The sequence below is a fragment of the Spirochaeta thermophila DSM 6578 genome, from assembly GCF_000184345.1.
GTDB classification, from domain to species: Bacteria; Spirochaetota; Spirochaetia; order Winmispirales; family Winmispiraceae; genus Winmispira; species Winmispira thermophila.
In genome coordinates this window covers 1,686,239-1,712,139 of sequence record NC_017583.1, presented here as the reverse complement: position 1 = coordinate 1,712,139, position 25,901 = coordinate 1,686,239, and the positions used below count along the sequence as shown (strand labels likewise).

The 25,901-nt window shown below is 57.7% G+C and carries 23 protein-coding genes; 15 read left to right on the top strand and 8 right to left on the bottom strand.

Translation table 11 applies throughout. From position 1 onward, the window contains the following. Nucleotides 1-25: 25 nt before the first annotated feature. Complete coding sequence (locus SPITH_RS07805) at nucleotides 26-1,057, top strand: glycoside hydrolase family 30 protein (protein WP_245523355.1); 1,032 nt, start codon at nucleotides 26-28, stop codon at nucleotides 1,055-1,057. Here the strand turns inward: SPITH_RS07805 and SPITH_RS07800 are convergent. After that, the gene (locus SPITH_RS07800; protein WP_014624686.1) at nucleotides 1,041-2,285 is read right to left on the bottom strand and encodes an IS256 family transposase; all 1,245 of its coding nucleotides are present in this window, start codon (nucleotides 2,283-2,285) and stop codon (nucleotides 1,041-1,043) included. The genes SPITH_RS07805 and SPITH_RS07800 overlap by 17 nt on opposite strands. Before the next feature lie 105 nt (nucleotides 2,286-2,390). On the opposite strand from SPITH_RS07800, the gene SPITH_RS07795 reads away from it, so the two are divergent. From SPITH_RS07795 to SPITH_RS07750, 9 genes are all read left to right on the top strand, one after another. Then, nucleotides 2,391-2,777: a glycoside hydrolase family 30 beta sandwich domain-containing protein gene (locus SPITH_RS07795; RefSeq protein WP_081467742.1), complete on the top strand. Its 387-nt coding sequence runs from the start codon at nucleotides 2,391-2,393 to the stop codon at nucleotides 2,775-2,777. 10 nt (nucleotides 2,778-2,787) lie between these two features. Then, nucleotides 2,788-3,819, top strand: a complete 1,032-nt coding sequence (locus SPITH_RS07790; protein WP_014625119.1) for a LacI family DNA-binding transcriptional regulator — start codon at nucleotides 2,788-2,790, stop codon at nucleotides 3,817-3,819. A 190-nt stretch (nucleotides 3,820-4,009) separates the two neighbouring features. Continuing rightward, nucleotides 4,010-5,113, top strand: coding sequence for a glycoside hydrolase family 16 protein (locus SPITH_RS11785; RefSeq protein WP_014625118.1), 1,104 nt, complete (start codon nucleotides 4,010-4,012; stop codon nucleotides 5,111-5,113). Between the two features lie 124 nt (nucleotides 5,114-5,237). Then, nucleotides 5,238-6,263, top strand: a complete 1,026-nt coding sequence (locus tag SPITH_RS07780; protein WP_014625117.1) for a LacI family DNA-binding transcriptional regulator — start codon at nucleotides 5,238-5,240, stop codon at nucleotides 6,261-6,263. Nucleotides 6,264-6,339: 76 nt separating this feature from the next. Beyond that, nucleotides 6,340-9,765: a hypothetical protein gene (locus SPITH_RS07775; RefSeq protein ID WP_014625116.1), complete on the top strand. Its 3,426-nt coding sequence runs from the start codon at nucleotides 6,340-6,342 to the stop codon at nucleotides 9,763-9,765. 92 nt (nucleotides 9,766-9,857) lie between these two features. Further along, nucleotides 9,858-11,555, top strand: a complete 1,698-nt coding sequence (locus tag SPITH_RS07770; RefSeq protein WP_014625115.1) for a family 16 glycosylhydrolase — start codon at nucleotides 9,858-9,860, stop codon at nucleotides 11,553-11,555. Next, nucleotides 11,548-11,877 (top strand): hypothetical protein, encoded by a 330-nt coding sequence (locus SPITH_RS07765; protein WP_014625114.1) that lies wholly within the window; start codon nucleotides 11,548-11,550, stop codon nucleotides 11,875-11,877. The genes SPITH_RS07770 and SPITH_RS07765 overlap by 8 nt, the downstream gene beginning before the upstream one ends. A gap of 375 nt (nucleotides 11,878-12,252) precedes the next feature. Beyond that, nucleotides 12,253-13,408, top strand: a protein-coding gene (locus tag SPITH_RS07755) for an IS3 family transposase (protein WP_245523354.1) whose coding sequence is annotated in 2 segments (ribosomal slippage) — nucleotides 12,253-12,509 and nucleotides 12,508-13,408 — 1,158 coding nt in all. Because the reading frame shifts where the segments join, the coding sequence is not laid out codon by codon here. Nucleotides 13,409-13,738: 330 nt separating this feature from the next. Further along, nucleotides 13,739-14,722: a BamA/TamA family outer membrane protein gene (locus SPITH_RS07750; protein WP_155816530.1), complete on the top strand. Its 984-nt coding sequence runs from the start codon at nucleotides 13,739-13,741 to the stop codon at nucleotides 14,720-14,722. On the opposite strand, the gene SPITH_RS07745 is transcribed toward SPITH_RS07750, so the two are convergent. Genes SPITH_RS07745 through SPITH_RS07725 form a run of 5 tightly spaced genes read right to left on the bottom strand, consistent with a single transcriptional unit; the run spans nucleotide 14,719 to nucleotide 17,781 of the window. Continuing rightward, nucleotides 14,719-15,456, bottom strand: a complete 738-nt coding sequence (locus SPITH_RS07745; RefSeq protein ID WP_014625111.1) for a PHP domain-containing protein — start codon at nucleotides 15,454-15,456, stop codon at nucleotides 14,719-14,721. The two genes, SPITH_RS07750 and SPITH_RS07745, sit on opposite strands and share 4 nt — an antisense overlap. After that, nucleotides 15,453-15,794, bottom strand: a complete 342-nt coding sequence (locus tag SPITH_RS07740; RefSeq protein WP_014625110.1) for a hypothetical protein — start codon at nucleotides 15,792-15,794, stop codon at nucleotides 15,453-15,455. The genes SPITH_RS07745 and SPITH_RS07740 overlap by 4 nt, the downstream gene beginning before the upstream one ends. Continuing rightward, nucleotides 15,760-16,719 (bottom strand): CBS domain-containing protein, encoded by a 960-nt coding sequence (locus SPITH_RS07735; protein WP_014625109.1) that lies wholly within the window; start codon nucleotides 16,717-16,719, stop codon nucleotides 15,760-15,762. Before SPITH_RS07735 ends, SPITH_RS07740 begins: the two co-directional genes overlap by 35 nt. Further along, complete coding sequence (locus tag SPITH_RS07730) at nucleotides 16,697-17,056, bottom strand: DRTGG domain-containing protein (protein WP_014625108.1); 360 nt, start codon at nucleotides 17,054-17,056, stop codon at nucleotides 16,697-16,699. Before SPITH_RS07730 ends, SPITH_RS07735 begins: the two co-directional genes overlap by 23 nt. Nucleotides 17,057-17,097: 41 nt before the next feature. Continuing rightward, complete coding sequence (locus SPITH_RS07725) at nucleotides 17,098-17,781, bottom strand: redox-sensing transcriptional repressor Rex (protein WP_014625107.1); 684 nt, start codon at nucleotides 17,779-17,781, stop codon at nucleotides 17,098-17,100. A gap of 104 nt (nucleotides 17,782-17,885) precedes the next feature. On the opposite strand from SPITH_RS07725, the gene SPITH_RS07720 reads away from it, so the two are divergent. Genes SPITH_RS07720 through SPITH_RS07700 form a run of 5 tightly spaced genes read left to right on the top strand, consistent with a single transcriptional unit; the run spans nucleotide 17,886 to nucleotide 22,893 of the window. Further along, nucleotides 17,886-18,368 carry an NADH-quinone oxidoreductase subunit NuoE family protein gene (locus tag SPITH_RS07720; protein WP_014625106.1) on the top strand — a complete coding sequence of 161 codons (483 nt, stop codon included), beginning with the start codon at nucleotides 17,886-17,888 and terminating at the stop codon, nucleotides 18,366-18,368. Between the two features lie 5 nt (nucleotides 18,369-18,373). Next, nucleotides 18,374-18,997, top strand: coding sequence for an ATP-binding protein (locus tag SPITH_RS07715; RefSeq protein WP_014625105.1), 624 nt, complete (start codon nucleotides 18,374-18,376; stop codon nucleotides 18,995-18,997). Further along, nucleotides 18,936-19,334, top strand: coding sequence for a (2Fe-2S) ferredoxin domain-containing protein (locus SPITH_RS07710; protein WP_014625104.1), 399 nt, complete (start codon nucleotides 18,936-18,938; stop codon nucleotides 19,332-19,334). The genes SPITH_RS07715 and SPITH_RS07710 overlap by 62 nt, the downstream gene beginning before the upstream one ends. Nucleotides 19,335-19,343: 9 nt before the next feature. Next, nucleotides 19,344-21,131 carry an NADH-ubiquinone oxidoreductase-F iron-sulfur binding region domain-containing protein gene (locus tag SPITH_RS07705; RefSeq protein WP_014625103.1) on the top strand — a complete coding sequence of 596 codons (1,788 nt, stop codon included), beginning with the start codon at nucleotides 19,344-19,346 and terminating at the stop codon, nucleotides 21,129-21,131. Between the two features lie 10 nt (nucleotides 21,132-21,141). Then, nucleotides 21,142-22,893 carry an NADH-dependent [FeFe] hydrogenase, group A6 gene (locus SPITH_RS07700; protein WP_014625102.1) on the top strand — a complete coding sequence of 584 codons (1,752 nt, stop codon included), beginning with the start codon at nucleotides 21,142-21,144 and terminating at the stop codon, nucleotides 22,891-22,893. A gap of 69 nt (nucleotides 22,894-22,962) precedes the next feature. Here the strand turns inward: SPITH_RS07700 and SPITH_RS07695 are convergent, their stop codons facing one another. Next, nucleotides 22,963-24,432 carry a DUF4340 domain-containing protein gene (locus SPITH_RS07695; protein ID WP_014625101.1) on the bottom strand — a complete coding sequence of 490 codons (1,470 nt, stop codon included), beginning with the start codon at nucleotides 24,430-24,432 and terminating at the stop codon, nucleotides 22,963-22,965. Beyond that, entirely contained in the window at nucleotides 24,429-25,895 is a 1,467-nt protein-coding gene (locus tag SPITH_RS07690; RefSeq protein WP_014625100.1) for a GldG family protein, read from the bottom strand. Before SPITH_RS07690 ends, SPITH_RS07695 begins: the two co-directional genes overlap by 4 nt. Nucleotides 25,896-25,901: the final 6 nt, after the last annotated feature.

The following is a 25,901-nucleotide window of genomic DNA, read 5'->3' as shown; positions in this document are numbered from 1 at the left end:
TACTACTCACGTGAGGAGGATGGACTTGAACGAGGCAGTGCTCTACGAGTCTTCGTATGTCACAGGAACGCGTCTTACCCATTTGCGTCCGGAAGAACGCAGCCCGGCGTCTGTGTCACGGTCATCGTATATCGAGCGGGAGGTGGTGTTCGATCCCTCGCAGGAGTATCAGCGCATACTCGGCTTCGGTGGGGCGCTCACCGAGGCATCAGGATACGTGCTTTCTCTGTTACCGGACAAGGAGAGGGAACGGGTGATCCGGATGTACTTCGATCGAAGGGAGGGGCACGGGTATACCTTTGCGAGGACGCACATGAACAGCTGTGACTTCTCGTTCGGGAACTGGGCCTTCGTGGAGAAGGAGGACCCCTCCCTCTCTTCGTTCGACCTGGCTCCTTCCCGACGGTACCAGCTTCCGCTCGTGAAGGATGCGTGGAGGGTCTCGGGTGGTCTTCGTCTTCTCGTCTCCCCCTGGAGCCCGCCAGCCTGGATGAAGGACAACCGAGAGATGTGCCACGGGGGGAAGCTCCTTCCGGAATACTACCCTGTGTGGGCGCGGTACTTCGTCTCCTTCATCAGGGCTCTTCAAGGGGAAGGGCTCGACGTGTGGGGCGTGACGGTCCAGAACGAGCCCGAGGCGGTCCAGACATGGGAGTCGTGTATCTACACCGGTGAGGAGGAAGGACGGTTCGTCAGGGATCACCTGGTGCCGACGTTCAGAGGGGCCGGCCTGGAAGGGAAAAAGGTGCTCATCTGGGACCACAACAGGGACAGGCTTCCGGAACGAGTGGAGGAGAGTTTCGGACTCGAGGGGGTGAGGGAGGTGGTGGACGGAGTGGCGTATCACTGGTACTCCGGTCCTCAGTATGGTAACGTGGAGGAGACCTCTTCCCGCATCGATGGCAAGCTCCTCGTGTTCACCGAGGGATGCATCGAGGGAGGGGCGAGGCCGGGTGAGTGGTGGGTGGGGGAGCGGTACGGCTACGAGATGATCCAAGACCTCCTCCACGGGGTCAAGGCGTGGATCGACTGGGGGATTGTCAAGGGGGAGTGTTGAAATTGAGCTGGAGCTGATAAGGGGTGCGTCTCCCCACCTCTTGTATCACCTGCATGCCCACCACGTAGAGGCCTACCACCTCATCTGCATGGGCATGGCTCATATACCCAGGATACCTCCGTAGAAAGCTTCTCATGTGCCGAAACATGTTCTCCGCAAGGTTGCTCGTCCTCACCTTCTCCTTCCACTCATAGGGTAACTCCAGATAGGAGAAAAGCCGGTCCTTCCGCCACAGGAGGGAGGCCGTCATCCGGGGAGCCTTCGCCGCCCACTTCTTCACGAATGCCTCCAACGCACGTGCTGCGTCCTCCTTCCCTCCTGCCTCAAAGAGCTTCCAGTACTCCGCTCGAAAAGCTCGCCTCTCCTTCTGGAGGTCTGCGTTCTTCCCCTTCCGTTCCCCCATGTCCTGCAGGAGCTTCTGCTCAAGCGTACCCTGCAGGTGCCAGAGGCATACCTGCTTCTTCGCCTCAGGATACACCGTCTCCACGGCCTGCCGGATCCCCTCAGCCTCATCGGCCACCACCAGCTCCACCTCATGAAGCCCTCGCTCATAGAGCCTGGTAAGGAGTCGCTCGTAGCTCGCCTGGTCCTCCTGCTCCGCAACGACCCAGTCGAGGAGCTCATGAGATCCGTCCTCCTTCACCCCCACGGCACTCAGGACAACCAGCTTCTTCTGACCCCTCCCACGCCTCTTTGCCCACACTCCATCCAGCACAAGGGCCTTCACTCCTCTAAGGGACCTCCTCCGCCACTGCTCCTTCTCCTCACGAAGACGCTTTATGAGCCGCAGGAGTGTCTGCGGGTGAGCCTCGCCTATCCCCAGCTCCCGTAACAGGATGGCCCACGTCCGCGCGCTCATCCCTCCCACATACCCGAGAAGGAGCTGCTCGGCGAGGGCCACGAGCCTCTGCTCGTAGGTCACCAGCTTTACCTCCTTCCCCCCGCCGGTGCGAATGCGGGGCACGCGTACCTCCTCGATCGGCCCCCAGGGGGTCTGCACGCTCTTCCACTTTCTGTAGCCGTACCGGTAGTACTGCCCTTTCTCAGGCTCCCCTCGTGCATATCGTGGTCGTCCTACTGCCTCCTCTCTCAGCGTCTCAAGGAGGTGTTCCAGGTACGTCTTGTAGGTGTGGCGCACCTCCTCCCGTAGCTGGTCTTCCACTTGTTTCATCAGATCAGAGAGGGTATACTGTGTCTCAATCAGTGTGCGTGTGTTACCACGCTTCATGGGGTATCTCCTCCTTGAAAAAAGGATTAGTGTGGTGGGAGATACCCCTTATCTTTTTTCCCCGCCTTTTTCAACACTCGATGTTACAGTCCCATCGACTGGAACGTGGTGCTCGATACGGAAGGGGGTCCGAATCACGCAGGAAACTTCTGCGACGCACCGGTGCTCGTGGATATCGAGGGGAAGGAGGTCTTCCCTCAATCCTCGTACTACTACATAGGTCACCTCTCACGGTGGTGTCGTCCCGGGAGCAGGAGAATCGAGGTCACCGTTCCCGAGGCCGGGGATGAGGGTTCATCCTCCGGTGGTCGCTTCTGGGAACAACGGGATCTGGCATTGGGGGTGCGGGATCCCGAGGGGAGGATCGTGTTGGTCTTGTACAATTCGCGTGATGTCTCCATCATGTACTCGGTTCGAAGGAAGGGGGACCGTGGAGAATTCCGACATGTCTGTCCTCCTCATTCGATCCAGACCGTGATCCTGGAGGCCTGAAGAGGAGGCTATGGTCACACAGAAAGATGTCGCCCGGCTTGCAGGGGTCTCCTTCATGACCGTCTCGCGCGTCATCAACAACAAGGGAAATGTGCGACCGGAGACACGCAGGCGGGTGGAGGAGGCGATCCGGGTGCTGGGGTATTCCCCCAGTTTCGTGGGGAAGGCCCTCAACCAGGGACGCACGGACACCGTGGCCATCATGACTCCTGCTCGTTTCGACGACACGATGGGGAGCCTCTATCTCATGAGGGTGATACGGGGGATATCCCTCGCCTGCAGACAGTACCAGCAGGATATCCTCCTCTCGCCTCTCACCCTCGAGGACCCCTCGTTTGATTACTTAAGGCCCTACAGACAACGGAAGGTGGATGGGCTCATCTATGTGGGACTCCAGAGGATGCCTCCTCAGGTACGTGAGGAGATCCACAAGCGGAAAATCCCCTGCGTGGTGATAGGCGACCGACCTGAGGATGAAGATCTCTCGTGGGTCGACACCGACAACGAGCGGGCGGGATACGACACGGTGATGAGGATGTGGAAGCGTGGACACAGGCGGATCCTGTTCGTAGGTCTCAAGTCGGAGTTCTACAACGCCAATATACGCGACAGGGAAGCCGGCTACCGGAGGGCGATGCGGGAGCTCTCCGGAAAGGAAGTGCCGGATGAGTATCTCATCAGAACGGGCTACCATCAAGAAGAGGTCGCCGGTGCAGTGGAGGAAGCATTCGCTGCTCTGAGCGATAAGCCGACGGCCCTCTTCTGCGCCACCGACGAGATGGCCTTGGGTGCGTTTGTAGGACTCAGGAGGGTGGGCCTCCGGGTCCCGGAGGATGTGTCGGTGGTGGGGTTCGACGGGTTCCTGAAGGACCTCGGCATCTCTCCTACCCTCGCCTCGAACGAGCAACCGCTCGTGGACATGGGGAGGAAGGCCGCCGAGATCCTCTACAAGCATATCTGTAATCCATCCGCACCCAGGGAGACGCACATCTTTCCGGTATATCCCCTGGAGGGAGAGACTCTACAGTCCGTGGTGGATTGAAACAGGGGGAGCCATACAGGCCGACCTCGATCGTACGTTTTCGTTGACGGGAAGGGAAACTGGTGGTAGAATCGTGTTTATGATAACGGTAACAAGCGTGGCGAAAAGAGAGGATCCAGGCCGCCACCCGGATCCTCTTGGCATGGCCTCCCGTAGGGAGGTCCGTACACCTTGATGTAGGAGGAGGGAGATGAGACGTTATCTTCCGTACCTTGCCCCCCTCATGCTCGTGCTTATGCTGGTTGTAGCATGCGAAGGGGGGATCGTCAACCTGAGTGGAGACCTGGTCTCCCGTGCCGCCTTTGAGAGCGGGTGCGACTATGTGGACGCCGACACCGCCCGTATCTGGGTCAATGCTGCCGATGCGGGGTGGGCGGACGTGCACTATAGGGTGAACAGTGGGGGACAGCTCAATGTCCGCATGAACCGGGAGGGCACCTACTTTTGGTACGACGTGAACGGGCTCTCCGAGGGTGATGTGATCGACTACTGGTTCACCATCGGGTTCAACGCGGGTGCGCAGGATACGGGCTGGTATTCCTACACGCACACCGCGGGTGGGAGCACCCCCACACCCACGCCACCTCCGTCTGGTGACTGGGTGCTCATCTGGAGCGACGAGTTCGAGGGCTCGTCCCTGGATACCTCCAACTGGACGCCCGAGATAGGGGGAAGTGGTTGGGGGAACAACGAGCTCGAATACTATACCGACAGGCCCGAGAACATACAGGTGAGCGGCGGGTATCTTCAGATCATCGCCCGTAGGGAGTCGTACGGCGGGATGAATTACACCTCCGCCAGGCTCAAGACCGAAAACAAGGTGTATCACACCTATGGGAGGATCGAGGCCCGTATCCGCCTCTCTCGCATCGGAATGGGGCTTTGGCCCGCGTTCTGGATGCTGGGAAACAACTTTTCACAGGTGAGCTGGCCCGCCTGTGGCGAGATCGATATCATGGAGCACATCAACACCGAAGATGTCGTGTACGGAACCATCCACTGGGACGCGGGCGGATATGCCTCTTACGGCGGCAATATTTCCCCCGTCGATGTGACCCAGTGGCACGTGTACTCCATCGAATGGGATGCCTCGTCCATCAAGTGGTTCGTCGATGGCGTGCAGTACCACGAGGCGAACATAGAGAACAGTATCAACAGCACCGAGGAGTTCCACCGTCCGTTCTTCATCCTCCTCAATGTCGCGATCGGGGGCAACTGGCCGGGCTTCACCATAGACGACAGCATCTTCCCGGTGACCATGTATGTCGACTGGGTGAGGTGGTACCAGAGGTGAGAAGCTTCTCCATACGGTACCCCTGGGTATCGTGGTGGCGGCAGGCAGGGCATCCCTGCCTGCCTTTTTCGTTAAAAAAGGAATGTGTATTGTGGGAATCGCACCTCTTGATTACAATATCGCTATGATCACCCAGAAGGATGTAGCACAGCGTGCGGGCGTCTCCATCATGACGGTTTCCAGAGTCTTGAATGGATCACCGAGCGTGAGGCCCGAGACCAGGGAACGAGTCCTCCGTGCCATGGAGGAGCTGGGTTACCACCCCCACAGCGGGGCGCGAAGCCTTGCTCGACGATACATAGGAAGCCTTGGTGTGGTGGCTCCCCTCCCGGAGAACATCGGCCTCGAGTCCAACCCCTACTTTATCAGACTGCTTCAGGGGATAGAATGGGCGTGTATCCATCAGGGGTACGATCTCCTCATCTCTTCCCAGCGCCGTCACGACCAGGAGGAATTCCCCTACTTCAGACTCTACTTCGAGCGAAAAGTCGACGGTCTCATCTTCCTGAACGCTGGTTTCGGGGATTCCCATCTCGAGCAGATAGAGAGGTATCACATCCCCTCCTGTGTGGTGGGGGAGCGGCCGGAAAGTCCTCATGTGGACGTGGTGGATACCAAGAATCGGGAAGGGGTGGCACGCCTCGTGGAGTATGTGGTGGCGCACGGGCATTCGAAGATAGGCTTCCTTCACTCTACCGTGACCACGTACCACATTGTCGAACGATTCGAGGGTTTCAAGGAAGCACTCTCCCGGTATGGCCTTCGCTTTCGCGAGGACTGGGTGTTCTGGGGGGATTTTTCCGAGGCGAGCGGGGCGGAGGCCCTGGACAGGCTCCTTTCACTGGATGACCGCCCCACCGCGCTCATCTGCGGTACGGACTCGATGGCCATCGGTGTGATACGGCGGGCTCGGGAGAGGGGGGTGCAGATCCCCGGCGATCTTTCCCTCACGGGATTCGACAACATCCCGGAGGCCAGGGTGGTGCACCCCGCGCTCACCACCATGGAACAGCCGCTCGTGAAGATGGGAGAACGAGCCGCCGAGTTGTTGCTTGAGCGAGTCCAGCATGTGGATCTCCCTGCACGACGGGAGTTCTTCGAGACCACCCTGGTGGAAGGTGAAACGGTCGGACATCAGAGAAACGTCTAGCCCGTGCCGGGCTCTTGAAAGGAAAGGAGGAATCCGTTACCCTTGTGTTAGCGATAACAATCAGGAGAATCCACACATGAAAGTAGATGGTAAGGCATTCCACGAAGGTGAAGGTGAGATCGTCTCTTTCCTTGGGGAACGCTGGTATCAAATCCGTCACTTCGACAGGATGCCCTGGTTCTTTACCACGGTAGCGAGCGGTGGAGATCTGTGGCTTTATCTGACCTCCAACGGAGGGATTACTGCAGGGAGGAAGAACCCCGATCATGCACTCTTCCCCTACTACACCGAGGACAAGCTCGCCGACATGGCGGAAGTCACCGGGGCCTCGAGCATCGTGCGGATCTTCACTCCTGGGAGTATGGTGGTATGGGAGCCCTTCTCCTGCCGTTCTGAAGGCAGGTGGGAGGTGGTTCGATCCCTCTACAAGCGATTGAACGGTGCCGCGGTCTACTTTGAAGAGGAGAACCTCGATCTCGGACTCTCGTTCATCTATGGCTGGACCACGAGTTCCCGGTTCGGACTGGTTCAGCACGTACGCCTCGAGAGAAAGAAGTGTTCCCACCTTGTGGAGGTGCTCTCCGGGGTGCGGAATATCCTCCCTTCCGGGGTGAGCTCCCGAGAGCAGAATGAGTTCAGCTGTCTCGTCGATGCCTACAAGCTGAACGAGCTCCTTCCCGGACCTCTCGGCCTTTTCAGACTCAGCTCCATACTCACCGACAGGGCAGAGCCGAGCGAGGCGCTGAGGACCACGGTGGCGTGGACCACCCTGGAAGCACCTGAGGCCGTCCTCCTCTCGGATGCCCAGGTGGAGGCCTTCAGAAGGGGGCAGGATGTGGAGACCGAGTCTCTCACCAGGGGACGGAGAGGGGCCTTCTGGCTCAAGACACGTCTGAGCCCTCGCGAGACCTCCAAGGACTGGCATGTGGTGCTCGACGTGGACTACGACCAGACCGACGTCCTCAGCCTGGGGTCCTTTCTTGAAAAGGGAAGGGATGAGGTGCGTTCGGCTCTGGAAGGTGATATCGAGGCAGGCATGGAGGAACTCGAGCGTATCGTGGGATCGGCCGATGGGTTTCAATGTACCGCCTCGGAGGCCTACGATGCTCACCATTATGCGAACGTCCTCTTCAATGTGATGCGGGGAGGAACCTTTCCCTCTGGCTACAGCCTTTCCAGGGACGATTTTTCAGATTTCCTTCGAATGCGCAGCCGGCGTCTCTTCGAGGCCCATACCTCCTGGTTCACATCACTCCCTCCCCAGATGGATCGAGAGAGACTCCTGGAAGAGGTGGAGAGGCGTGGAGATCCTCACCTCGTGCGTCTCGCCTACGAGTATCTCCCGCTCTACTTCAGCAGGCGGCATGGGGATCCCTCGAGGCCGTGGAACCGTTTTTCCATTGAGCTTAAAGATGAGGCAGGAAGACCCCGGCTCTACTATCAGGGCAACTGGCGCGATATCTTCCAGAACTGGGAGGCGCTCTCGGTCTCCTTCCCCGAGTTCCTGGAGCACATGGTGGTGGTGTTTCTCAATGCGAGTTCCCAGGACGGCCACAACCCTTACCGGATTTCGCGTGATGGAGTGGAGTGGGAGGTTCCCGAGCTCGAGAATCCCTGGGCCAACATCGGCTACTGGGGTGACCACCAGATCATCTACCTCCTGAGGTTGCTCGAAAAGCTCGCGCACATGTACCCCGACCGACTCGAGGCGATCTCCAAGAAGAGGATATTCACCTATGTGGAGATCCCCTACAGGATGAGGCCGTATCACGAAATGCTGGAGAACCCACGGGCTACCATCGAGTTTGATCCCGACTGGCATCGCAGGATCATGGCTCGGGTAGAGAGAGAAGGCTCCGATGGAAGGCTCGTCCATGAGGGAGACGGTGTCTACCTCGGCACGCTCCTCGAGAAGCTCCTCCTCCCCGTGTTGGTGAAGCTCACCTCCCTCGTCCCAGAAGGCGGGATCTGGATGAACACCCAGCGGCCCGAGTGGAACGATGCCAACAATGCGCTTGCCGGCCCCGGGCTCTCGGTGGTCACGCTCGCCTATCTCCGCAGGCACCTCGCCTTCCTCAGGAGTCTCTTCTCGGCGTGGGAGGGGAAGCGGGATGTCCCAGATGCCATTGGCCGCCTCTTTCACGGTGTGGATGGTGTGCTGAGAGACTTCGCCTCAGTGGAGATGTGGACTCCACGCCGGCGCCGTGCCTTCCTGGATCGTATGGGGAGGGAAGGGGAGACCTACAGGGGGCACCTCTACGAGCGCGGTCTTCCCGGCAGGCGCATCCTCCTCTCAAAGGAGGATCTCCTCTCCTTCTGTGAGCGTGCCCTGCAGGTGGTGGATGCCTCGCTCAGTGCCAACCGAAGGGATGATGGGCTCTATCACTCCTACAACCTCATGGTACTCGATGAGGAAGGCGGCATAGGCATACGCCACCTCTACCCCATGCTCGAGGGACAGGTTGCCGTCCTTTCTTCCGGCCTTCTTTCAGGTGAGGAGGGGCGCTCACTCCTCGATGCACTTTGGGAGAGTCCGCTCTATAGAGCAGACCAGAAGTCGTTCCTCCTCTACCCGGATAGGGACCTTTCTGCATTTCTCGATCGGAACGTGATCCCGCGCGAACGCCTCACCTCTTTCCGGCTTGTGGCAAGGATGAAAGAGCGGGGTGACGAACGCCTTTTCAGGATCGACGACGAGGGATACTGCCACTTCCACCCCGATTTTCGGAACGTGGAGGTCCTCACGGCGCGTCTTGCAGAGCTCCGGGAGGATCCTGAGTATGCGGAGCTCGTGGATGCAGAGGCGGAGGCGCTCTGTGACCTCTATGAGGAGGTCTTCGACCACGCCTCGTTTACCGGACGTTCGGGCACCTTTTTCGGGTACGAGGGTCTGGGAAGCATCTACTGGCACATGGTGGCAAAGCTGCTCCTCGCAGTGGGAGAGGCTTTCTGGGAGGCACACGATCGGGGTGAAGAAGAGATTGCCCGTGCACTTGCCCGACACTACTACCGGATTCGTGCAGGCCTCGGCTTCAATAAGACGCCTGCCGAGCAAGGCGCCTTCCCGCTCGATCCCTACTCCCACACGCCGAGGCACACAGGGGCGAGGCAACCTGGCATGACCGGCCAGGTGAAAGAGGAGATCCTCGCCCGGTGGTTGGAACTGGGAGTAAGGGTGAAGGGGGGGAGGCTCTGCTTCGAACCGGCGCTCCTCAGGAGAGAGGAGTTTCTCTCTGGGGCCCGAACGTTCGAATACTATGATCTCATGGGGAAGAAAGATGAGGTGGATGTCTCTGCGCACCAGTTGGTGTTCACCCTGTGCCAGATCCCGGTGCGGTACACCATGGGTGAGGGCTTGGAGGTGAAGGTGGTGTTGAGGGGTGGTGAGGTGAGGTCCCAGGAGAAAGGTGAGCTTGATCCTTCCCTCACGCAGGCACTCTTCTCTCGATCAGGAGAGATCCGTGAACTCCTGTTGACGGTTCCCGAAGAGATGCTCCTTTAGAAGTGGTGGGATGACGTTTTTCTTGACAGGGTGGAGAAGCGTGGTATAATGATAGCGATAACATGTTAACGCTATCATTATGGAGGCACACCATGAGAGCCAGATTGATGTCATGGGGTCTTGTGTGTGGGCTGGTATTGGTCGGCGTGATCGCGTGTACCAGTCCTACGGGACCAGGTACCGGGAGTGAGCCTACGCCCACGCCAACGCCAGAGCCTGTCTCCGGCAACGGGGACTTCTCCGAGCCCCTATCCACCGCCGAGCCCGATGCGAACGGCAACCTGGATACAGGGGGAAGTTGGGCCTTCTACCTCAACAGCGGCGGGGAGGCTACGTCAGAGATAGTGGATGAAGAGCTCCATGTAAGCGTGACGAATGCAGGCACTGCAGATTGGGCGATACAGCTCCTCCAGGCCCCTGTGGTGGTGGAGCGTGGCGGCACCTACCACATCAGCTTTGATGCCCGGGCTTCAGAAGAGGGGATGCGGGTGGTGATCAAGGTGGGAGGTACAGCGGAGAGAGGCTGGACCGCCTACTACCAGAACACCTTCACCCTCACCACAGGCATGCAGACCTATGAAGCCGACTTCAGGATGGAGCTCGACACCGATGAGAACGCACGCTTCGAGGTGTGGTTCCTCGACACTGGTGACTACTGGTTGGATAACATCTCTCTTCTGAAGACAGGTCAGGAGGAACTCCCCACAGAGGGTACGCTTACAGAGACAGATGAAGATAAGGTTGAAAATTGGCAGCTCGTGTGGTCTGAAGAGTTCGATGGTCCCTCCATTGATACCAGCATCTGGAACTTTGAGACAGGTAATGGCCAAGCGCAGGGCATTCCGGGATGGGGAAACAACGAACTGGAATACTACCGGGCTGAGAATGCATTCATTGAAAATGGGGTTCTGGTGATTGAGGCACGAGAAGAGCAGGTGACCGATGAATATGGTACGTATGAGTACACCTCGGCCCGCATGACGACCAAGGATAAGTACGAGTTCCAGTACGGAAGGGTGGAGATTCGGGCGAGGCTTCCCTATGGGCAGGGAATCTGGCCTGCGCTGTGGATGTTGGGGGTTGACATCGATACCAATTCCTGGCCCAACTGTGGTGAGATCGACATCATGGAGCTGATAGGGAGTGTGCCCAATGTGGTACATGGAACCGTACATGGGCCGGTGAGCCAGGGACCAGGTGTCGGTTCTGGGTACACCCTCGAAACCGGCACGTTTAACGACGACTTCCATGTGTTTGCCATGGAGTGGGATCCCGACGAGGTGGAGTTCTACGTCGACGATCAGCTCTATCACGTGGTGAACAAGGATGAGATCGGGTCTGACTGGGTCTTCGATCACCCCTTCTTCTTCATCCTCAACGTGGCGGTGGGCGGTAACTGGCCCGGCAATCCCGATGCTACTACAGTCTTCCCACAGCGTATGGAGGTGGACTACATTCGCGTGTACGAGGACACGAACCCCGATTCCATCGACGGCCAGGAGAAGTGGGACTGCGACTATGAGATCGCCTGGCAGGAACCCGTTCAGATAGATCAAGTGACGGCAAGTGAGGATCCTGAGTACTACCTCATCGCTGAAGATTCCACTCTTGTGGACGTGGTGATAGATTGGGATAACAGTGCTCTCACGACCGGTGCTGTGATGCCCGATGTGTGGGGTTCCGGCTCCACCTACGATGCTGAGGCGACCTATAATTGGGAAGAACTGCTGGTCTGTGACCCCCGGCACGAGATGGAGTATTTCTGCAGGTGTGCTCGCCTTCATGGGTGACATCTACGATGGCACTAAGTTGGCAGATTTCCCTGCGGATATTTCCACCTACACCTCCGTGAAGCTCACCTTTGCACTTCCTGCAGATTTCGACCTGGGCTCTAATCATGACATTCACATGAAGCTCGCAGGTTCTGCAAAAGAGATCTCCATCCTCCCGTACATCGATACCAGCACCACTGACTGGCAGCAGGTGTCTGTGCCTCTGTCTGCATTTGGCACTCCAGAGGAACTTGCGGGAAGCACGCAGATAGCCATTTTTACGCTTGGGTCTGCACAGCCGTACTACATTGCCGAGTGGCGCCTGAGTTCGCAGCAATAATGTGGTTCGTGATAACTTGAATCAGAGAGGGCCGTGTATGACCCTCTCTTTTTTTCTCACAGGATTAGGAGTCCTTCCAATGTTGAAAAGGTATCATTGTGGAAGTAATCAGAGCACGTGAAGCAAAAAAGCAACATACGGTGTCATGAAGGTGTAGATGAATACCCATGACATTCGAGGTGTCCAAGATTTTGTGGATGAAAGCGTGTTATGGTAGTAAGTGACTGTAATATAATACAATAGTATGGTTGTCGACACTTGCGAGTGTAGGTGAAGGAGGTGTGGTTAAATGAGAAAAGAAGTTATACTGCGTCCCGTAGGAGTGGACACGGAGAAATGGTAGAGGTAAGACTGGAATAAGGGAGGAGGACGCAGATGAAGAAGCGGACATGGACCACTGAAGAGAAACTTGCGATCGTCCTGGAAGGACTCCGAGGCGAACGGCAGATCGCCGAGATCTGCCGGGAACACCAGATCAGCCAGACGATGTACTACCGATGGCGGGACAGGTTTCTGGAAGGGGGCACGAGAGCCCTTGCAGACGGCAGGAAGGAGAAGGACACCTATCGAGCGAAGATAGAGCAGCTTGAGAAGATCATAGCGAAGCAGGCGATCCAGATCGAGATACTAAAAAAACGAAGGAGCTGTTGGGGAGATAGAGGCAGTGGAGCGGCTGGTGGGGGAAGGGTACCGGGTGAAGGATGCGTGTGAGGCACTTGGCGTGAGTCGGAGCCGGTACTATGCGAGGAGGAAAAGGGGGCAGAAGGTGGGGAAGAAGCGGGAGGAGAAGGAGAGGGACGATGGGCGGCTTATGGAGAAGATCAGGGATCTTGTGGGGGAGCATCCGTACTGGGGGTACAGGCGGGTGGCGTGGTGGTTGAGGAGGCGGGAGGGGGAGGAGGTGAGCGAGAAGCGGGTGAGAGGACTTATGAAGGGTGCGGGGCTTATGTGTAGACGGGAGAAGAAGAAAGCGAGACGTGGGAGTGGGCGAGGGAAGCCGGTGGCGAGGAGACCGAGGGAGTGGTGGGGGATCGACATGACGAAGGTGCTGGTGAAAGGGATAGGATGGGTCTATCTCGTGATCGTACTTGACTGGTACACGAAGAAGCTGGTGGGGTGGAAGGTGTCGGTGAGGGGGAGGAGTGAGGAGTGGTGTGCGGCGATGGAGATGGCGGTGGAGCGGGAGTTTCCCGAGGGGGTGAGGGGGAGAGGGCTTCGGCTGGTGAGTGACAACGGGAGCCAACCGTTGAGCCGGTCGTTCATGAAGGCGATGGAGGTATTGGGGATCGAACAGGTGTTCACGAGCTACAACAATCCGAAGGGGAATGCGGACACGGAGCGGATGATACGGACGATGAAGGAGGAGCTGTTGTGGCTGCGGGAGTGGGAACACGTGGGGGAGCTGGAGGAGGCAGTGAGGGGATGGGCGGAGGAGTACAACCAGCACTATATCCACAGTGCGCTGGGGTACAGGAGCCCTGAGGAATATGAGGCCCTTTGGGCGCAGATGCAACGAGAGGAGGTCGCATGATCCCTTTAGGTACTACCATTTCTCCCTCCCCTTTTTGTCTTGACGTAGTGGGCGCAGTACACCGTTTTCCGCTGTACTTGAAAGCATTGGCGTGGCAGTATAATCATAGGGGAGATGAGGATGTAGGATCTCTGTGAGTTCCTGGTGGATATACTTTATACTTAGAGAATACTCCCAGGTGGCAAATAGTAGATAATCACTAACACAAAAATAGGAGGGTGGATGCGAAAAGGGTTTATAAGGGCTATTATGTTGAGTGTGTTTTTGGGTTTGTGCCTTCTTGTGAGCGCGATGGAAGAGGAAGATTCCTCAGGGGTATTCTTCAGTCCCATGCTTTCGACATGGGGACTTGGGGTGGTGGTTGGTTATCGATGTGCAGATCTCATGGTCCCGGGAACTGCAACCTCGGTCTTTGCAGGGACAGAGGGAGGTTATTTCTACGGAACATACTACCGACTTCCCGATGGTACGGTCTTCTCTGGGACCAGGGGAGCATTCTCTCCGGACGATGTGGGCTTCAACTACTGGATGGTAGAGTGGAAGAGTGGTCTGAAGCAGGGATTTCTCTCAAAAGGGGGGCACGACTTCCTTGGCCTCGAACTGATCTACACCGGCGATTGGCGTCATCATGTAGAGAATGAGGGTGCGCTCCTCTTTGCTTCGAGTGTCCCCGAGAAGGAGGGACTCCTCATGCACGAGCTGAGAGTCTCGGTGTTTGCAGATTATGTGCTTCCGCACATCCTTCACCAGTACAAGGAGGGGATGGGGGCTGAGGTGTGGTTCCGCATGGTCCCTCCCGGGATGGGTGAGGGGTCTGGGGGGACGGTTTCCTACTATGGGGTGGGGGGGGAGACGAAGGCGAGTTTCACGGTGTACGACTCTGATCCCGAGGGAGATGAGTTTTGCGTGGTGCTTGTCACACATGCACTTTTCGAGCATATGTGGGGAGAGCACGTTCCGTTTTTTGAACTGGGCTATGCGACGGAGTATCTTCGAGGGGTGGATGGACAGGGATTGGATACTCCCAATTCAGGTGTAGCTAATGCGGAGCTACGTTTCTACCTTCCATCGCCCGGGCTCGCCTTTAACCTGACTATCTGGCCCGTGCTCTACGTATTTTCAGACAACGGATACTTCTGGGACGAGGCGTTCGAAGAGGGAGTGTTCGTCTCCTCTGCTGGTCTGGGATGTGCCCTGGAGCTGGCTCCTGTAGGTGTGCTCTCGCTTTCAACGCAGTGGCGACTCACAGACACCAATGTCGATGGGACGAGATGGAGTCCGCTCTACCTCTCCTTGGGCTCGTATCTCTTTTAGCTGGATGTTCCCGGTGGGAGGTCCCGTACCTCCCACCGTATCCTTCCTTCTGTGAGCGCCTTTTTAAGCTCGCTAAATGTAGGTGCTACAGCCTGAAAGAGAAAGTACCTCGCCCCGATACGATCGGGAAAGTGGGCGTCTGAATTGGTGATGATGGGGTAGCCACGGGTCTCGAGCTGAGGAGGAATGTGCCAGAGTTCGACCGCATCGAACGGCTCGTCCGGGAGAAAGCCGAGCTGGCTGTAGCAGGAGAAGGCACCTCTGTCTATGTGGGAGGGTATGGCGAGGCCTCCCTGTTCGTGCACTGCCTTTACGGCTCGGTGGAGATCCACCGTGCTTGCCGAGGCGAGGGAGAAGGGGATCTCCTCGATGATCTCTTCGGCCGCATTGACCACCGGTTGGTCACCGTATCGTTCGGGATTGTGGGGTACGGTGATGAGCGATGCTTCCCACCACGATGAGAACTTGAGGGCCGCTTCAAGGGTGGGGAAGATGGCAAGCATGTGGAGTTCCTCCGCGGTGGTGAGTTCCAGGCCTGGAAGCACGGTGAGGCCTGCCTCTTCTCCGCACGCATGGACCGCAGGGGCATTGCGGGCGGTGTTGTGGTCGGTGAGGGCGATGAGCGCAAGTCCTTCCTCTGCCGCTCTCCGGACGATGGTGCGAGGTCCCATGGAGAGGTCCCCACACGGTGAGACACACGAATGGATGTGAAGGTCGGCCTTCCACCACCTCATGATGATTGGGTAAGGGCCGTGTAGAGGATACCGGAGCACTCGAACTGGTTGCGGCTGGTCCTCAGGATGGCGATCCCCTCCTGCGATGCGGCCTCCACCATGTCCTCAGGGATGGGCCTGCTGTTGCACACGAGGACCACCCTGATGCCGGTAAGGGTGGCCACCGCGATGGTGTTCTTGTGCGCCTGGATGGTGATGAGGATCGAGTCTTCGGGGGCATTGGCCATCACATCGCTCAGGAGGTCGGAGGTGTATCCGGCCCTCACCACCACCTCGGGATCGGGAATGAGAACCTCCTCCGCCTCAACCAGAGGGGGGATTTTTTTTATAGTGAGCATCTTCTCCTCCTTGGAAGGATATTGCGATCTTCACGGTGGTCCCCTTTCCAGGGGTGGAGTGGATGGAGAACTCATCCGCCACGCGTTTGGTATTGGGAAGTCCCATCCCTGCTCCGAAACCGAGGGAACGTATCCAGTCCGCTGCGGTGGAGTAGCCCTCCTGCAGGGCCAGGGCAATGTCCTCGATACCCGGTCCTGAGTCCTCAGCGGTGATCTCCACCCTCTGAGGGGTGAGCACAAGCCTGAGGACCCCACCTACAGAGTGCACCACGATATTCATCTCGAGCTCGTAGGCGGCGATGGACGCCCTCCTCACCACCTTGGGGGGGAACCCTCGCTCGGTGAGGATCCGTTTTATCTGGGTGGAAGCGGTACCTGCGTGTTCGAAGTCGTACTGCCTGATGTAGAACTCCCTTGTGTATGAGCCCGCCTCCGGCGGCTGTCCCTCGTAGGAACGCTTATAGAGGGTTGCTTCCATCTGCTCGAGAGCTCGGTTCGCCTGCAGGAGGAGGCTCGTGATGATATCCCTGCTCGTGACGATGCCTACGAGGCTTCCTTTCTTGTCGAGTACCGGGAATCGTCCGTAGTGGTACTTATCGAGATAAGAAATTGCGAACCTGAGCGGCATGTCCTCTTCCAGCACCACCACGTTTCTCGTCATGTAGCTACCAGCCGGTTCGTCGATGTAGCCCTTGTCGAGGGCGGTGATGATGTCGTCGATGCTCACGATCCCCACCAGACGGTTTTTCTGCACCACCGGGACCCCGGTGATGCGATTCTCTTTCATCTTGTGCTGGATGGAACGCAGGGATTCGTCAGGAGTGGCGGTGATGAGTTCCCGCGTCATCACGTCCCTCACCTTGAGGGTATAGATGAGTTCGAGGAGTCGGGGAGAAGGGATGTCACTCAGCGGCGCCTGATCCATAAGCACCTTCCTTGATGCGGGCGATGACCGCACAGGTCTCGAACGTGGGCAGAGGAGTGGAGATGAGGCAGATCCCGTATTCATCGGCGAGGGCCTTCATCCGGGGCTGGACGGGTTTCCCGCATACCAGGATCACCGCGGGAGCTCCCACGATGTGGGCGGTACGAAGGGTCTGTTCTGAGGCGAGGCCGGTGATGAGCAGAAAGCCTTCTCCTTCATGCGTGAGTACATCGCTCATGAGATCGCTCGCTATCACTTCATCACAGGTGATCGACTCAGGTGAGGGACCGGCGACGTGTGAACCTTGTATGGCACGTACTATATCGGAAAGCCGCATTATACCTCCTTGAGGCATGTGTATGAGGTTGTGACTTATGTTCACTCCCTTAGAAGTTCAGGATGGTGTTCTGTAATGTGCACCATGTGAAAGAGATTTTCAAGTTTGAGCGCAATGTTGATTTGGATAATGATACACTGCTCTTCGCATCCATGAGGGCACTGTTCCTGACATTTGAGATTCACCGTTGTGAAGTTGAGAAACCCCCGCATCCCTGCAAGGCGCATCCTCTGAAACATCTCGAGTGCTGCGTGCGAAGGAACGGCCAGAATGCCCACCTTTATACCCTCTTTTTGTACGAATGATTGCAGCATATCCACGTGGTAGATGGGGACCTCACCCTGTTCGTCAGGAGGGGGTGGTGCAACATCGAAGCCTGCTACGATCTGGATTCCTTCCCGACGGAGCTCCTGAGATTCGATGAGGGCCCGGCCTATCCTTCCGCACCCTACCACTACTGTCTTGCGTGGTTTCTGTGCTCCGAGCAGGTCTTCGAGGCGAGCGATGAGGTCATCGATGAGGTACCCCCCCTTCTTTTTCCCCTCTAAGCCGAGGGCGGAAAAATCTTTGCGGACCACGGCGGGGGTCAGGCCGAGCGCATCGGCAAGGTTGGATGAATAGACTCTCACGAACCCGAGGGACCTGAGGTTTTTGATCACCCTGAGATAGCTCGACGCCCTCGTGATAGTGTTTTTTGTGATCGATTTCTCGTTAAATGCATCCATCGAGTTTCATATTACCATTATTCCTGAATAAAGAAAAGACTATTGATATTAATGCACCTATTGTCTATACTACAGCATACCACCACAAAAACACAGGAGGGTGCATGGCTCAGACAGTAGAGGTGACGCTCCATCCGGAACTTATGTCCTTCATCGATCAATGGAAGGAGAAGCCTGGGAATCTGATCATGGTGCTCCACAAAACGCAGGAGATCTACGGGTATATTCCCCGGGAGATCGCCATGGAACTCGCCAAGGTGCTCGATGTACCACTCGCAAAGATCTACGGTGTGATCACGTTCTACCACTTCTTCAAGCTCCGTAAACCCGGAAAGCATCGGATCTCGGTGTGTCTAGGTACTGCGTGCTTCCTCAAGGGAGGCGAGGACATCCTCAAAGAGCTGGAGGACCTTCTGGGTGTGGGGCCGAACACCGCGACCGAGGATGGGCTCTTCTCGTTCGAGGCGGTTCGGTGTCTGGGGTGTTGCGGGCTCGCACCGGTACTCATGGTGGACGGCGAGGTCTACGGCAAGGTGACCAAGGACGACCTTCCGGGCATCCTTGCCAAGTACAGGGAACAGGGATAGTACGTATGCATCGTACGCTCTCCGATCTCATTCTCGAGCTCGTTCAGAATTCGCTTGAAGCCGGAGCGCGTACGATTGAGGTGTTCTGTTCCACCAGGGAAGGGTGGTGTACGGTCCGTGTGAAGGATGATGGAAGGGGCATGTCCCCTGAGGAGAAAGAGCGGGCGCTCGACCCCTTTTTTACCGATGGCAAAAAGCACCCGGGCAGACGTCTGGGACTGGGGCTCGCCTTCCTCAAACAGACGGTCGACTTGGTCGGAGGCGGACTCTCCATCGAGAGTGAACCGGGGAAGGGCACGGTGGTACGCTTCAGCATGCCGCTCGATCATGTGGACACGCCTCCGATCGGTGACCTGGCGAGCACGTGGCGAGGAGCCCTCTCCTTCGAAGGGGACTACGAGCTTCTCGTGCAGAGAGAGAGCGATGGTGGTGAGTACACCCTCTCCAGGAGGGAGCTCCTGGATGAACTCGGGGACTTCTGGTATGCACCTCATGCCCTTCTGCTGGACAGGTTCTTGCACGAGCTCGAAGGCTCGTGCCTCAACGCTTCACGTGAAGGAGATGTCTATGGGAAAGATGACGCTGGAACAGCTCAGGAAGCTTCGGGAAGAGAAGAAGCGGCTCCTTGAGATGCGCGATCCCGACAATAAGGAGATCCACATCGTGGTCGGTATGGGAACCAGTGGGATCGCTGCAGGGGCCAAGGAGACGCTCGATGCCTTCTTGAGGATCATCGAGGAGAAAGGGCTCACCAACGTGGCGGTTCGTCAGGTAGGTGGTTTCGGGCTCGATTATGCCGAGCCCACCGTGGAGGTGATCATGCCCGGCATGCCGCGTGTGATCTACGGTAAGGTCACCCCTGATGTGGCGCGGCGTATCGTGGAAGACCACATCCTTGGCGGAAAACTGGTGGAGAATCACGTCTACGACAGGCCCGCAGCTGATATCGTGAGCAAAGAGGAATAGGAGGGACGCATGGCATACAAGCAGTACGTGCTCATATGTGGCGGTACCGGGTGTGAGTCGAACAAGTCCGACCAGGTGTATCGGAATCTTCTCGGGCTCCTCGAGAAAGAAGGGATTTCGTCCGATATCCAGGTCGTCAAGACAGGATGTTTCGGGTTCTGCGAGCAGGGACCGATCGTGAAGGTGCTCCCCGAGGAGTCCTTCTACGTGCAGGTGAAGCCGGAGGATGCAGAGGAGATCGTCAAGGAGCACCTCATAAAGGGGCGACCGGTCACCCGTCTCCTCTACAACAAGGAGCAGAGCAAGGAGTTCGCACGGGTCGACGATATCGACTTCTATCAGAAGCAGTTCAGGGTGGTGTTGCGAAACTGCGGGTTCATCAACCCCGAGGATATCAACGAGTACATCGCCCGTGACGGGTATGCGGCCCTCGAGAAAGTGCTTCTCGAGATGAGTCCCGATGAGGTGATCGAGGAGCTCAAGAAGTCGGGTCTCAGAGGTCGGGGTGGAGCAGGATTCCCCACCTGGCGGAAGTGGCTCTTCACCATGCAGGCGAAGGACGATGTGAAGTACGTGGTCTGTAACGCGGATGAGGGAGACCCCGGTGCCTACATGGACCGGAGCGTGCTCGAGGGAGACCCGCACTCCGTGCTCGAGGCGATGATCATCGCAGGTAAGACGGTGGAGGCCCACAAGGGATATATCTACGTGCGCGCCGAGTATCCGCTCGCCATCCGCAGGCTCAACATCGCCATCGAACAGGCGAGAGAGCTGGGCCTCCTCGGAGAGGACATCCTGGGGAGCGGGTTCTCTTTCGACATCGAGATCAGGCTCGGTGCAGGGGCCTTTGTCTGTGGTGAGGAGACCGCCCTTCTCGCCTCCATCGAAGGTTCCAGGGGTACGCCCAGGCCAAGGCCACCGTTCCCTGCGGTGAAGGGATTGTGGGGCAAGCCCACGGTGATCAACAACGTGGAGACCCTTGCGAACATCCCGGTGATCATCCTGAGGGGTGGTGACTGGTTCGCGAAGATCGGTACAGAGACATCCAAGGGAACCAAAGTCTTTGCGCTCACCGGTAAGGTGAACAACTCGGGGCTCGTTGAGGTCCCCATGGGCACCACCCTGAGGGACATCGTCTTCAACATTGGGGGAGGCATCCCCAATGGCAAGAAGTTCAAGGCCGTGCAGACCGGTGGTCCCTCGGGAGGTGTGATTCCCGAAGAGTACCTCGATACGCCCATCGACTACGAGAACCTCCAGAAGCTCGGTTCCATTATGGGCTCGGGCGGTATGATCGTGATGGACGAAGACGACTGTATGGTGAACGTGGCCAAATTCTACCTCGGCTTCACGGTGGACGAGTCGTGCGGCAAGTGTGCTCCGTGTCGGGTGGGCGGCCGCAAGCTCTACAACATCCTCGACCGCATCTCCAAGGGCAAGGGCACTCTCGAGGACATAGACAAGATCAAGGAGATCTCCCACGCGATGAAACGGGCCTCGCTCTGTGGTCTGGGCCAGACCGCACCCAACCCTGTGCTCTCCACCTTGCACTATTTCGAGGACGAGTATCGGGCCCACATCGTGGAGAAGCGGTGCCCCACCGGCAAGTGTGTGGAGCTGGTCACCTACACCATCCTTCCCGACAAGTGTATAGGTTGTGGCGTATGTGCCCGTAGGTGTCCGGTGAATGCCATAAGCGGGGAGCGGAAACAGCCCCACGTGATCGATCAGGACAAGTGTATCAAGTGCGGTGCCTGTTACGAGGCCTGTAAGTTCAACGCCATAGAGAAACGCTAAGGGGGCCATGATGAAGACGATAACGGCTACGATAAACGGCATACAGGTAGAGGTGCCTGAGGGCACGAGCATCCTCGATGCAGCAAAGCAGACACAGGTGAAGATCCCTACCCTCTGTCACCATCCCGACCTGCCTGCGTGGGGTGCGTGTGGTATCTGTGTGGTGAAGGTGGCGGGCAGCCCCAAGATGCTCAGGGCCTGTGCCACACCGCTCGAGGATGGGATGGAGGTGATCACTCACGATCCTGAGATCGTTCAGGTGAGAAAGACCGTCATCGAGCTCATCCTCTCCACCCATCCCGATGATTGTCTCTACTGTCCGCGTAACCAGAACTGCGAACTGCAGCGCCTTGCCGCCGAGTTCGGAGTACGGGAGCAGCCCTACGAGAAGAACATCGTTGATCTGCCCAAGGACAGCTCCACCCCCTCCATCGTGCTCGATCCTTCGAAGTGTGTGAAGTGCGGCAGGTGTGTGAACGTGTGTCAGAGCATGCAGAACGTGTGGGCGCTCGAGTTTCTGGGAAGGGGCGACGGTACCCGTATCGCTCCGGCGGGCGACATCGCGCTCAACGACAGCCCGTGTATCAAGTGCGGCCAGTGCTCGGCCCACTGTCCCGTCGGAGCCATCTACGAGAAGGACGACACCCGGAAGGTGTGGGAAGCCATCATGGATCCCGAGATCCACACCGTGGTACAGATCGCTCCTGCGGTGCGCGTGGCCATAGGGGAGGCCTTTGGCTACGAGCCCGGCACACTTCTCACCGGTAAGACCTATGCCGCACTTCGACGACTTGGGTTTGACGCGATCTTTGATACCAATTTCGCCGCCGACCTCACCATCATGGAGGAGGCGAGCGAGTTCGTGGAGCGATTCGCCCACGGCAAGGGCCCCATTCCCCTCATCACCACGTGTTGTCCCTCGTGGGTGGACTACCTTGAGAAGTACTACCCCGAGATGATCCCCCACTTCTCTTCGGCCAAGTCGCCGCAGATGATGCTCGCCGCCATGGTGAAGACCTACTACGCCCAGAAGAAGGGGATCGATCCTTCCAAGATCTTCATGGTCTCGGTGATGCCCTGTACCAGTAAGAAGTACGAGATCGAACGTGACGAGAACATGTACTCTTCGGGTTACAAGGATCAGGATGCCTCCATCACTACCCGGGAACTCGCCCGTATGATCAAGTCGGCCGGTATCGACTTCCACAACCTCCCGGATGAAGAGGCGGATCAACCGCTGGGGATATACACCGGTGCCGGTACCATCTTCGGCGTCACCGGAGGTGTGATGGAGGCGGCTGTTCGTACTGTGTACTACTTCATCACCGGCAAGGAGATGGAGAAGGTGGAGTACACTCCCATCAGAGGACTCGACGGTGTGAAGGAGGCCACTCTGGATATCGATGGCACGCAGGTGCGGATCGCGGTGGCCCACTCCATCTCCAACGTCCAGTACGTGCTCGATAGGGTGAAGCAGGCCTTGCAAGAAGGCAAGGAACCACCCTATCACTTCATCGAGGTGATGGCCTGTCGCGGCGGATGTGTGGGGGGCGGGGGTCAGCCGTATGGCGCCACCGACGAAATCAGGGCCAAGCGGGCTGCAGGGATCTACACCGACGACGAGCGTTCGGTGTACCGGTGCTCACACCAGAACCCTGCCATCAAGCAGCTGTATGAGGAGTTCCTCGAAAAACCGCTCAGCGAGAAGGCCCATAAATACCTTCACACGCACTATACAGCTAGGCCGCTCTATCTCAAATAACATGAGCGGCTGGAAAAGAAAGAGCGCGCCCCACAGGGCGCGCTCTTTTATGCCTGTGAGCCCCCTCGGCTAGCTTCCCGCCTCCTCCGCCCTTACCACCTGGTGGGTGAGGGTTTCCTCGGCCGCTTCGAGGAGGGCCTCGATCTGCCTCCGGGAGACGAGGAAGTAGGCCTTGCCCCTCCGCTGAGCTGCGTAGAACTCTTCATCGTAGGGGATGAAGGCGATCTGCTCACTCTTGTGTCCGAGGGTCTCGTCGAACCGGTAGGAGATCACCACCTCCGGTTTCCCCGTGATGTCCGGGGCGGGATTCGGGGAATCACCGGCGATCCCCACGCACTTCTGATAGAACTGGCGGAAGGCCTTCTCCTCTATCTCCTTGCCGTTGAGGTAGAAGTGTTCTTCTACCTCAGGCGTGGGTGTGGGCGTAGGACTCGATGCAGGGGATGCTCCCGGAGTGGGGGAGGGCGTGGGTGCAGGCTTCGCTACCCTCTCGATCTTCGCTTCATAGGTGACATCCGAAGCCATGATGGAGAAGCTTTCCACGTTGTCTATGTTCACCAGAAAGATCATAGTGTCGATGAAGTCGAACGGAGAGGCCGTGAGTACGCGGCTTATGTCTTTGATCACGAACACCTCATGGCTCTCCGGCCTGCGGGCGTAGTACCTGCCGTCGGGAAGCTGGCTGCCTATGTAGAGATCGAGCGTCTCGTCCTCGCCCTCCACCAGGAGGTGATAGGGAGGATCGACCAGATTCACCTTCTCCGGAGTGAGGTCCGTGAACTCCTGGATCATGATCCCGGTTACGGGGAGGATGAAGTCCTCGAACTTCTGGGGATCGATGGCGATCCAGTAGGCGAGGGGTTTCGTGAGCTTGTAGGTGTTCAGAGGTGCGAAGATCCTGTCCTCCTGGGTGGTCGGTTGTATCTCGATGGGGGCGGCTCCCTTTCTCTCGAGGAGAAGATATTTCAGCTTGCTGCTGTCGATCGAGGCGAGGTGTTTGTCCCTTATGTCGTCCAGGGTGATGAGGAACGCGTCTCCCATGTACTTGGGGATGGTGTATACCGCGCTATCCCCTTCACGCATCGCATAATAGGTGTTTCCCGCCGGACTCAGGTCTCCCAGGAGGATCCGTTCGGTGTTTCCGTTCTTGTCTTCAAGGAGCACGCTCGCCCGTGGTGTATCCAGTCCGTATTTTGCGAGATCCTGGGTGTTCTCCTCGAGAAGTCTGTCGGCCCGCAGGTTGGTGAGGCTGTAGCAGCGACTCGTCACCTCTGAGTTGTCGATCGCGTAAGGGGTCTCGCCTGCGAACTTCCATTCACCCAACCCTTCCTCTCCTTCTTTCTTCTCGCGAACGAAGACGAGCCCCGAGGGTTCCACCGTGACTCTCACGATGTCCTGTCGTTCGAGGGTCCTCACGTAGAGGATCGTATCCTCCTCTATCTCTTCCTCCTTCTGGAGGAGCGGGCGGACGAGAATGAGCGCCGCCACCACGGTGGTGGCGGAGAGCAGGATCACGAGACTCTTTGCACGCTTGTTCACAGATGCCTCCTCCTGAGCCAGATGATGGTTCCAGTGATGAAGAAGGCGAGGGGGATCACGGCTACTACCACCACGCTATAGACGAGCACCTGCGTGGCGGTCAGACTGAGGGGGAGATTGAGAAGGCTCTTGGAGGGAATGGAGAGCATGTCCTTCCTCTCGATGCACCAGAGCACACCGCCCATGAAGAAGTCGAGATTACCGGGGATCTGGGCGTTGAAGGGATACAAGGTTTCGAGCAGTGTGCCGGCGCCCACGAGGACGATCCGCGTCTTCTTCTCTCCCCTGTCGTCGAGACGTTCCTCTATAGCTGCCGCGAGTGTGTGCGGGCCGGGGATGTCGCCCTCTCCTCTCTGGATGTCTTCTCTCTCCAGGTCCTTTCGGAGAAAGGATCTGTCCGAAGAGGTGAGGAGAGGCGTGACACTCACGTTCCGCCTCTTGATCTCCTCTTCCTTCACGGCCTGCGTCCACTGGAGGACGATCGCCTCTTTGTTCTGGGTGATGGTCTTGGTGATATCATGGTACTCCACGTTGGGGACCACCTGATAAGGGTTGCCTGTATGGCGCTCCCTGTCCTGCTCGATCACGAATCCGTAGTCGAACCGAGCGCCATATCTGGAGAGTAGATCGTTGAGCACCGGAAGCTCTCCTGCCCGCACATCGGCCGCGACGAAGAGTCGTCCTCCTTCAGCGAGATATGCGTCAAGCAGGTCTGCCTCGCCCGGGGTGAGGTCTTGCTTGGGCGCGAGGATGAGCACCACGGCTGCGTCCTCAGGGACCTCGCCTTCCTGGAGAAGGTTGAGTTCCTTGGAGGTGAGGTTCTCCCGTTCGAGGAAGTCGTTCATTGCGTAACGGGAGAGTCGTTCCTCGCGGTGTCCCACCAGCTCGTAGACCACAGGGCTCGCGCCGGTGGTCACGGCGTGAATCGCTGCGGTGATGCGCTTCTCTGCAGAGAACCCCGTGATCTCGGGTCCCTGGGGAGAGTTGTAGTTGATGTCATAGAGATCGTACGAGCTGATGATCCTGTAGGCTCCTTCTCCCTTCACGATGATCGATCCCTGCTGGAGACGCTCTCCCTCCTTTTCGTACTCCGTGACGAGTTGAGGGTTTTTCTCCAGGTCCATGTACTCCACGTGAATTCGAGGAGAGGCCTTCTCGTAGAGGGTGAGTACCTCCTGTACTACCCGCGGGGCCTTTCCTTCCTCGTAGAGGGCGATGACGGTGATGTCCTCATCGAGCCCTTTGAGAAAGTTGAGACTCTCCTCTGAAAGGGAGAAGAGCTTCTCCTCGGTGAGGTCGAACTTGAGATCGATCTGCTGGACCAGGATGTTCACCAATACGAGGAGGAGTGCCATACCTACCGTGAGGATGGCCGCATACCCGCCGTACCGTACCGGATCCCTGTTGAGAGAAGAGATGAAACCTTCCATGGCAGATCGTATATGTTTGAATATCTGTTTCATTCCGGC

Coding starts and splice junctions, on each gene's coding strand:
- SPITH_RS07800 (WP_014624686.1), bottom strand. CDS start 2,285: ATGAAGCGTGGTAACACACGCACACTGATTGAGACACAGTATACCCTC.
- SPITH_RS07790 (WP_014625119.1), top strand. CDS start 2,788: ATGGTCACACAGAAAGATGTCGCCCGGCTTGCAGGGGTCTCCTTCATG.
- SPITH_RS11785 (WP_014625118.1), top strand. CDS start 4,010: ATGAGACGTTATCTTCCGTACCTTGCCCCCCTCATGCTCGTGCTTATG.
- SPITH_RS07780 (WP_014625117.1), top strand. CDS start 5,238: ATGATCACCCAGAAGGATGTAGCACAGCGTGCGGGCGTCTCCATCATG.
- SPITH_RS07775 (WP_014625116.1), top strand. CDS start 6,340: ATGAAAGTAGATGGTAAGGCATTCCACGAAGGTGAAGGTGAGATCGTC.
- SPITH_RS07770 (WP_014625115.1), top strand. CDS start 9,858: ATGAGAGCCAGATTGATGTCATGGGGTCTTGTGTGTGGGCTGGTATTG.
- SPITH_RS07765 (WP_014625114.1), top strand. CDS start 11,548: ATGGGTGACATCTACGATGGCACTAAGTTGGCAGATTTCCCTGCGGAT.
- SPITH_RS07750 (WP_155816530.1), top strand. CDS start 13,739: ATGCTTTCGACATGGGGACTTGGGGTGGTGGTTGGTTATCGATGTGCA.
- SPITH_RS07745 (WP_014625111.1), bottom strand. CDS start 15,456: ATGAGGTGGTGGAAGGCCGACCTTCACATCCATTCGTGTGTCTCACCG.
- SPITH_RS07740 (WP_014625110.1), bottom strand. CDS start 15,794: ATGCTCACTATAAAAAAAATCCCCCCTCTGGTTGAGGCGGAGGAGGTT.
- SPITH_RS07735 (WP_014625109.1), bottom strand. CDS start 16,719: ATGGATCAGGCGCCGCTGAGTGACATCCCTTCTCCCCGACTCCTCGAA.
- SPITH_RS07730 (WP_014625108.1), bottom strand. CDS start 17,056: ATGCGGCTTTCCGATATAGTACGTGCCATACAAGGTTCACACGTCGCC.
- SPITH_RS07725 (WP_014625107.1), bottom strand. CDS start 17,781: ATGGATGCATTTAACGAGAAATCGATCACAAAAAACACTATCACGAGG.
- SPITH_RS07720 (WP_014625106.1), top strand. CDS start 17,886: ATGGCTCAGACAGTAGAGGTGACGCTCCATCCGGAACTTATGTCCTTC.
- SPITH_RS07715 (WP_014625105.1), top strand. CDS start 18,374: ATGCATCGTACGCTCTCCGATCTCATTCTCGAGCTCGTTCAGAATTCG.
- SPITH_RS07710 (WP_014625104.1), top strand. CDS start 18,936: ATGGGAAAGATGACGCTGGAACAGCTCAGGAAGCTTCGGGAAGAGAAG.
- SPITH_RS07705 (WP_014625103.1), top strand. CDS start 19,344: ATGGCATACAAGCAGTACGTGCTCATATGTGGCGGTACCGGGTGTGAG.
- SPITH_RS07700 (WP_014625102.1), top strand. CDS start 21,142: ATGAAGACGATAACGGCTACGATAAACGGCATACAGGTAGAGGTGCCT.
- SPITH_RS07690 (WP_014625100.1), bottom strand. CDS start 25,895: ATGAAACAGATATTCAAACATATACGATCTGCCATGGAAGGTTTCATC.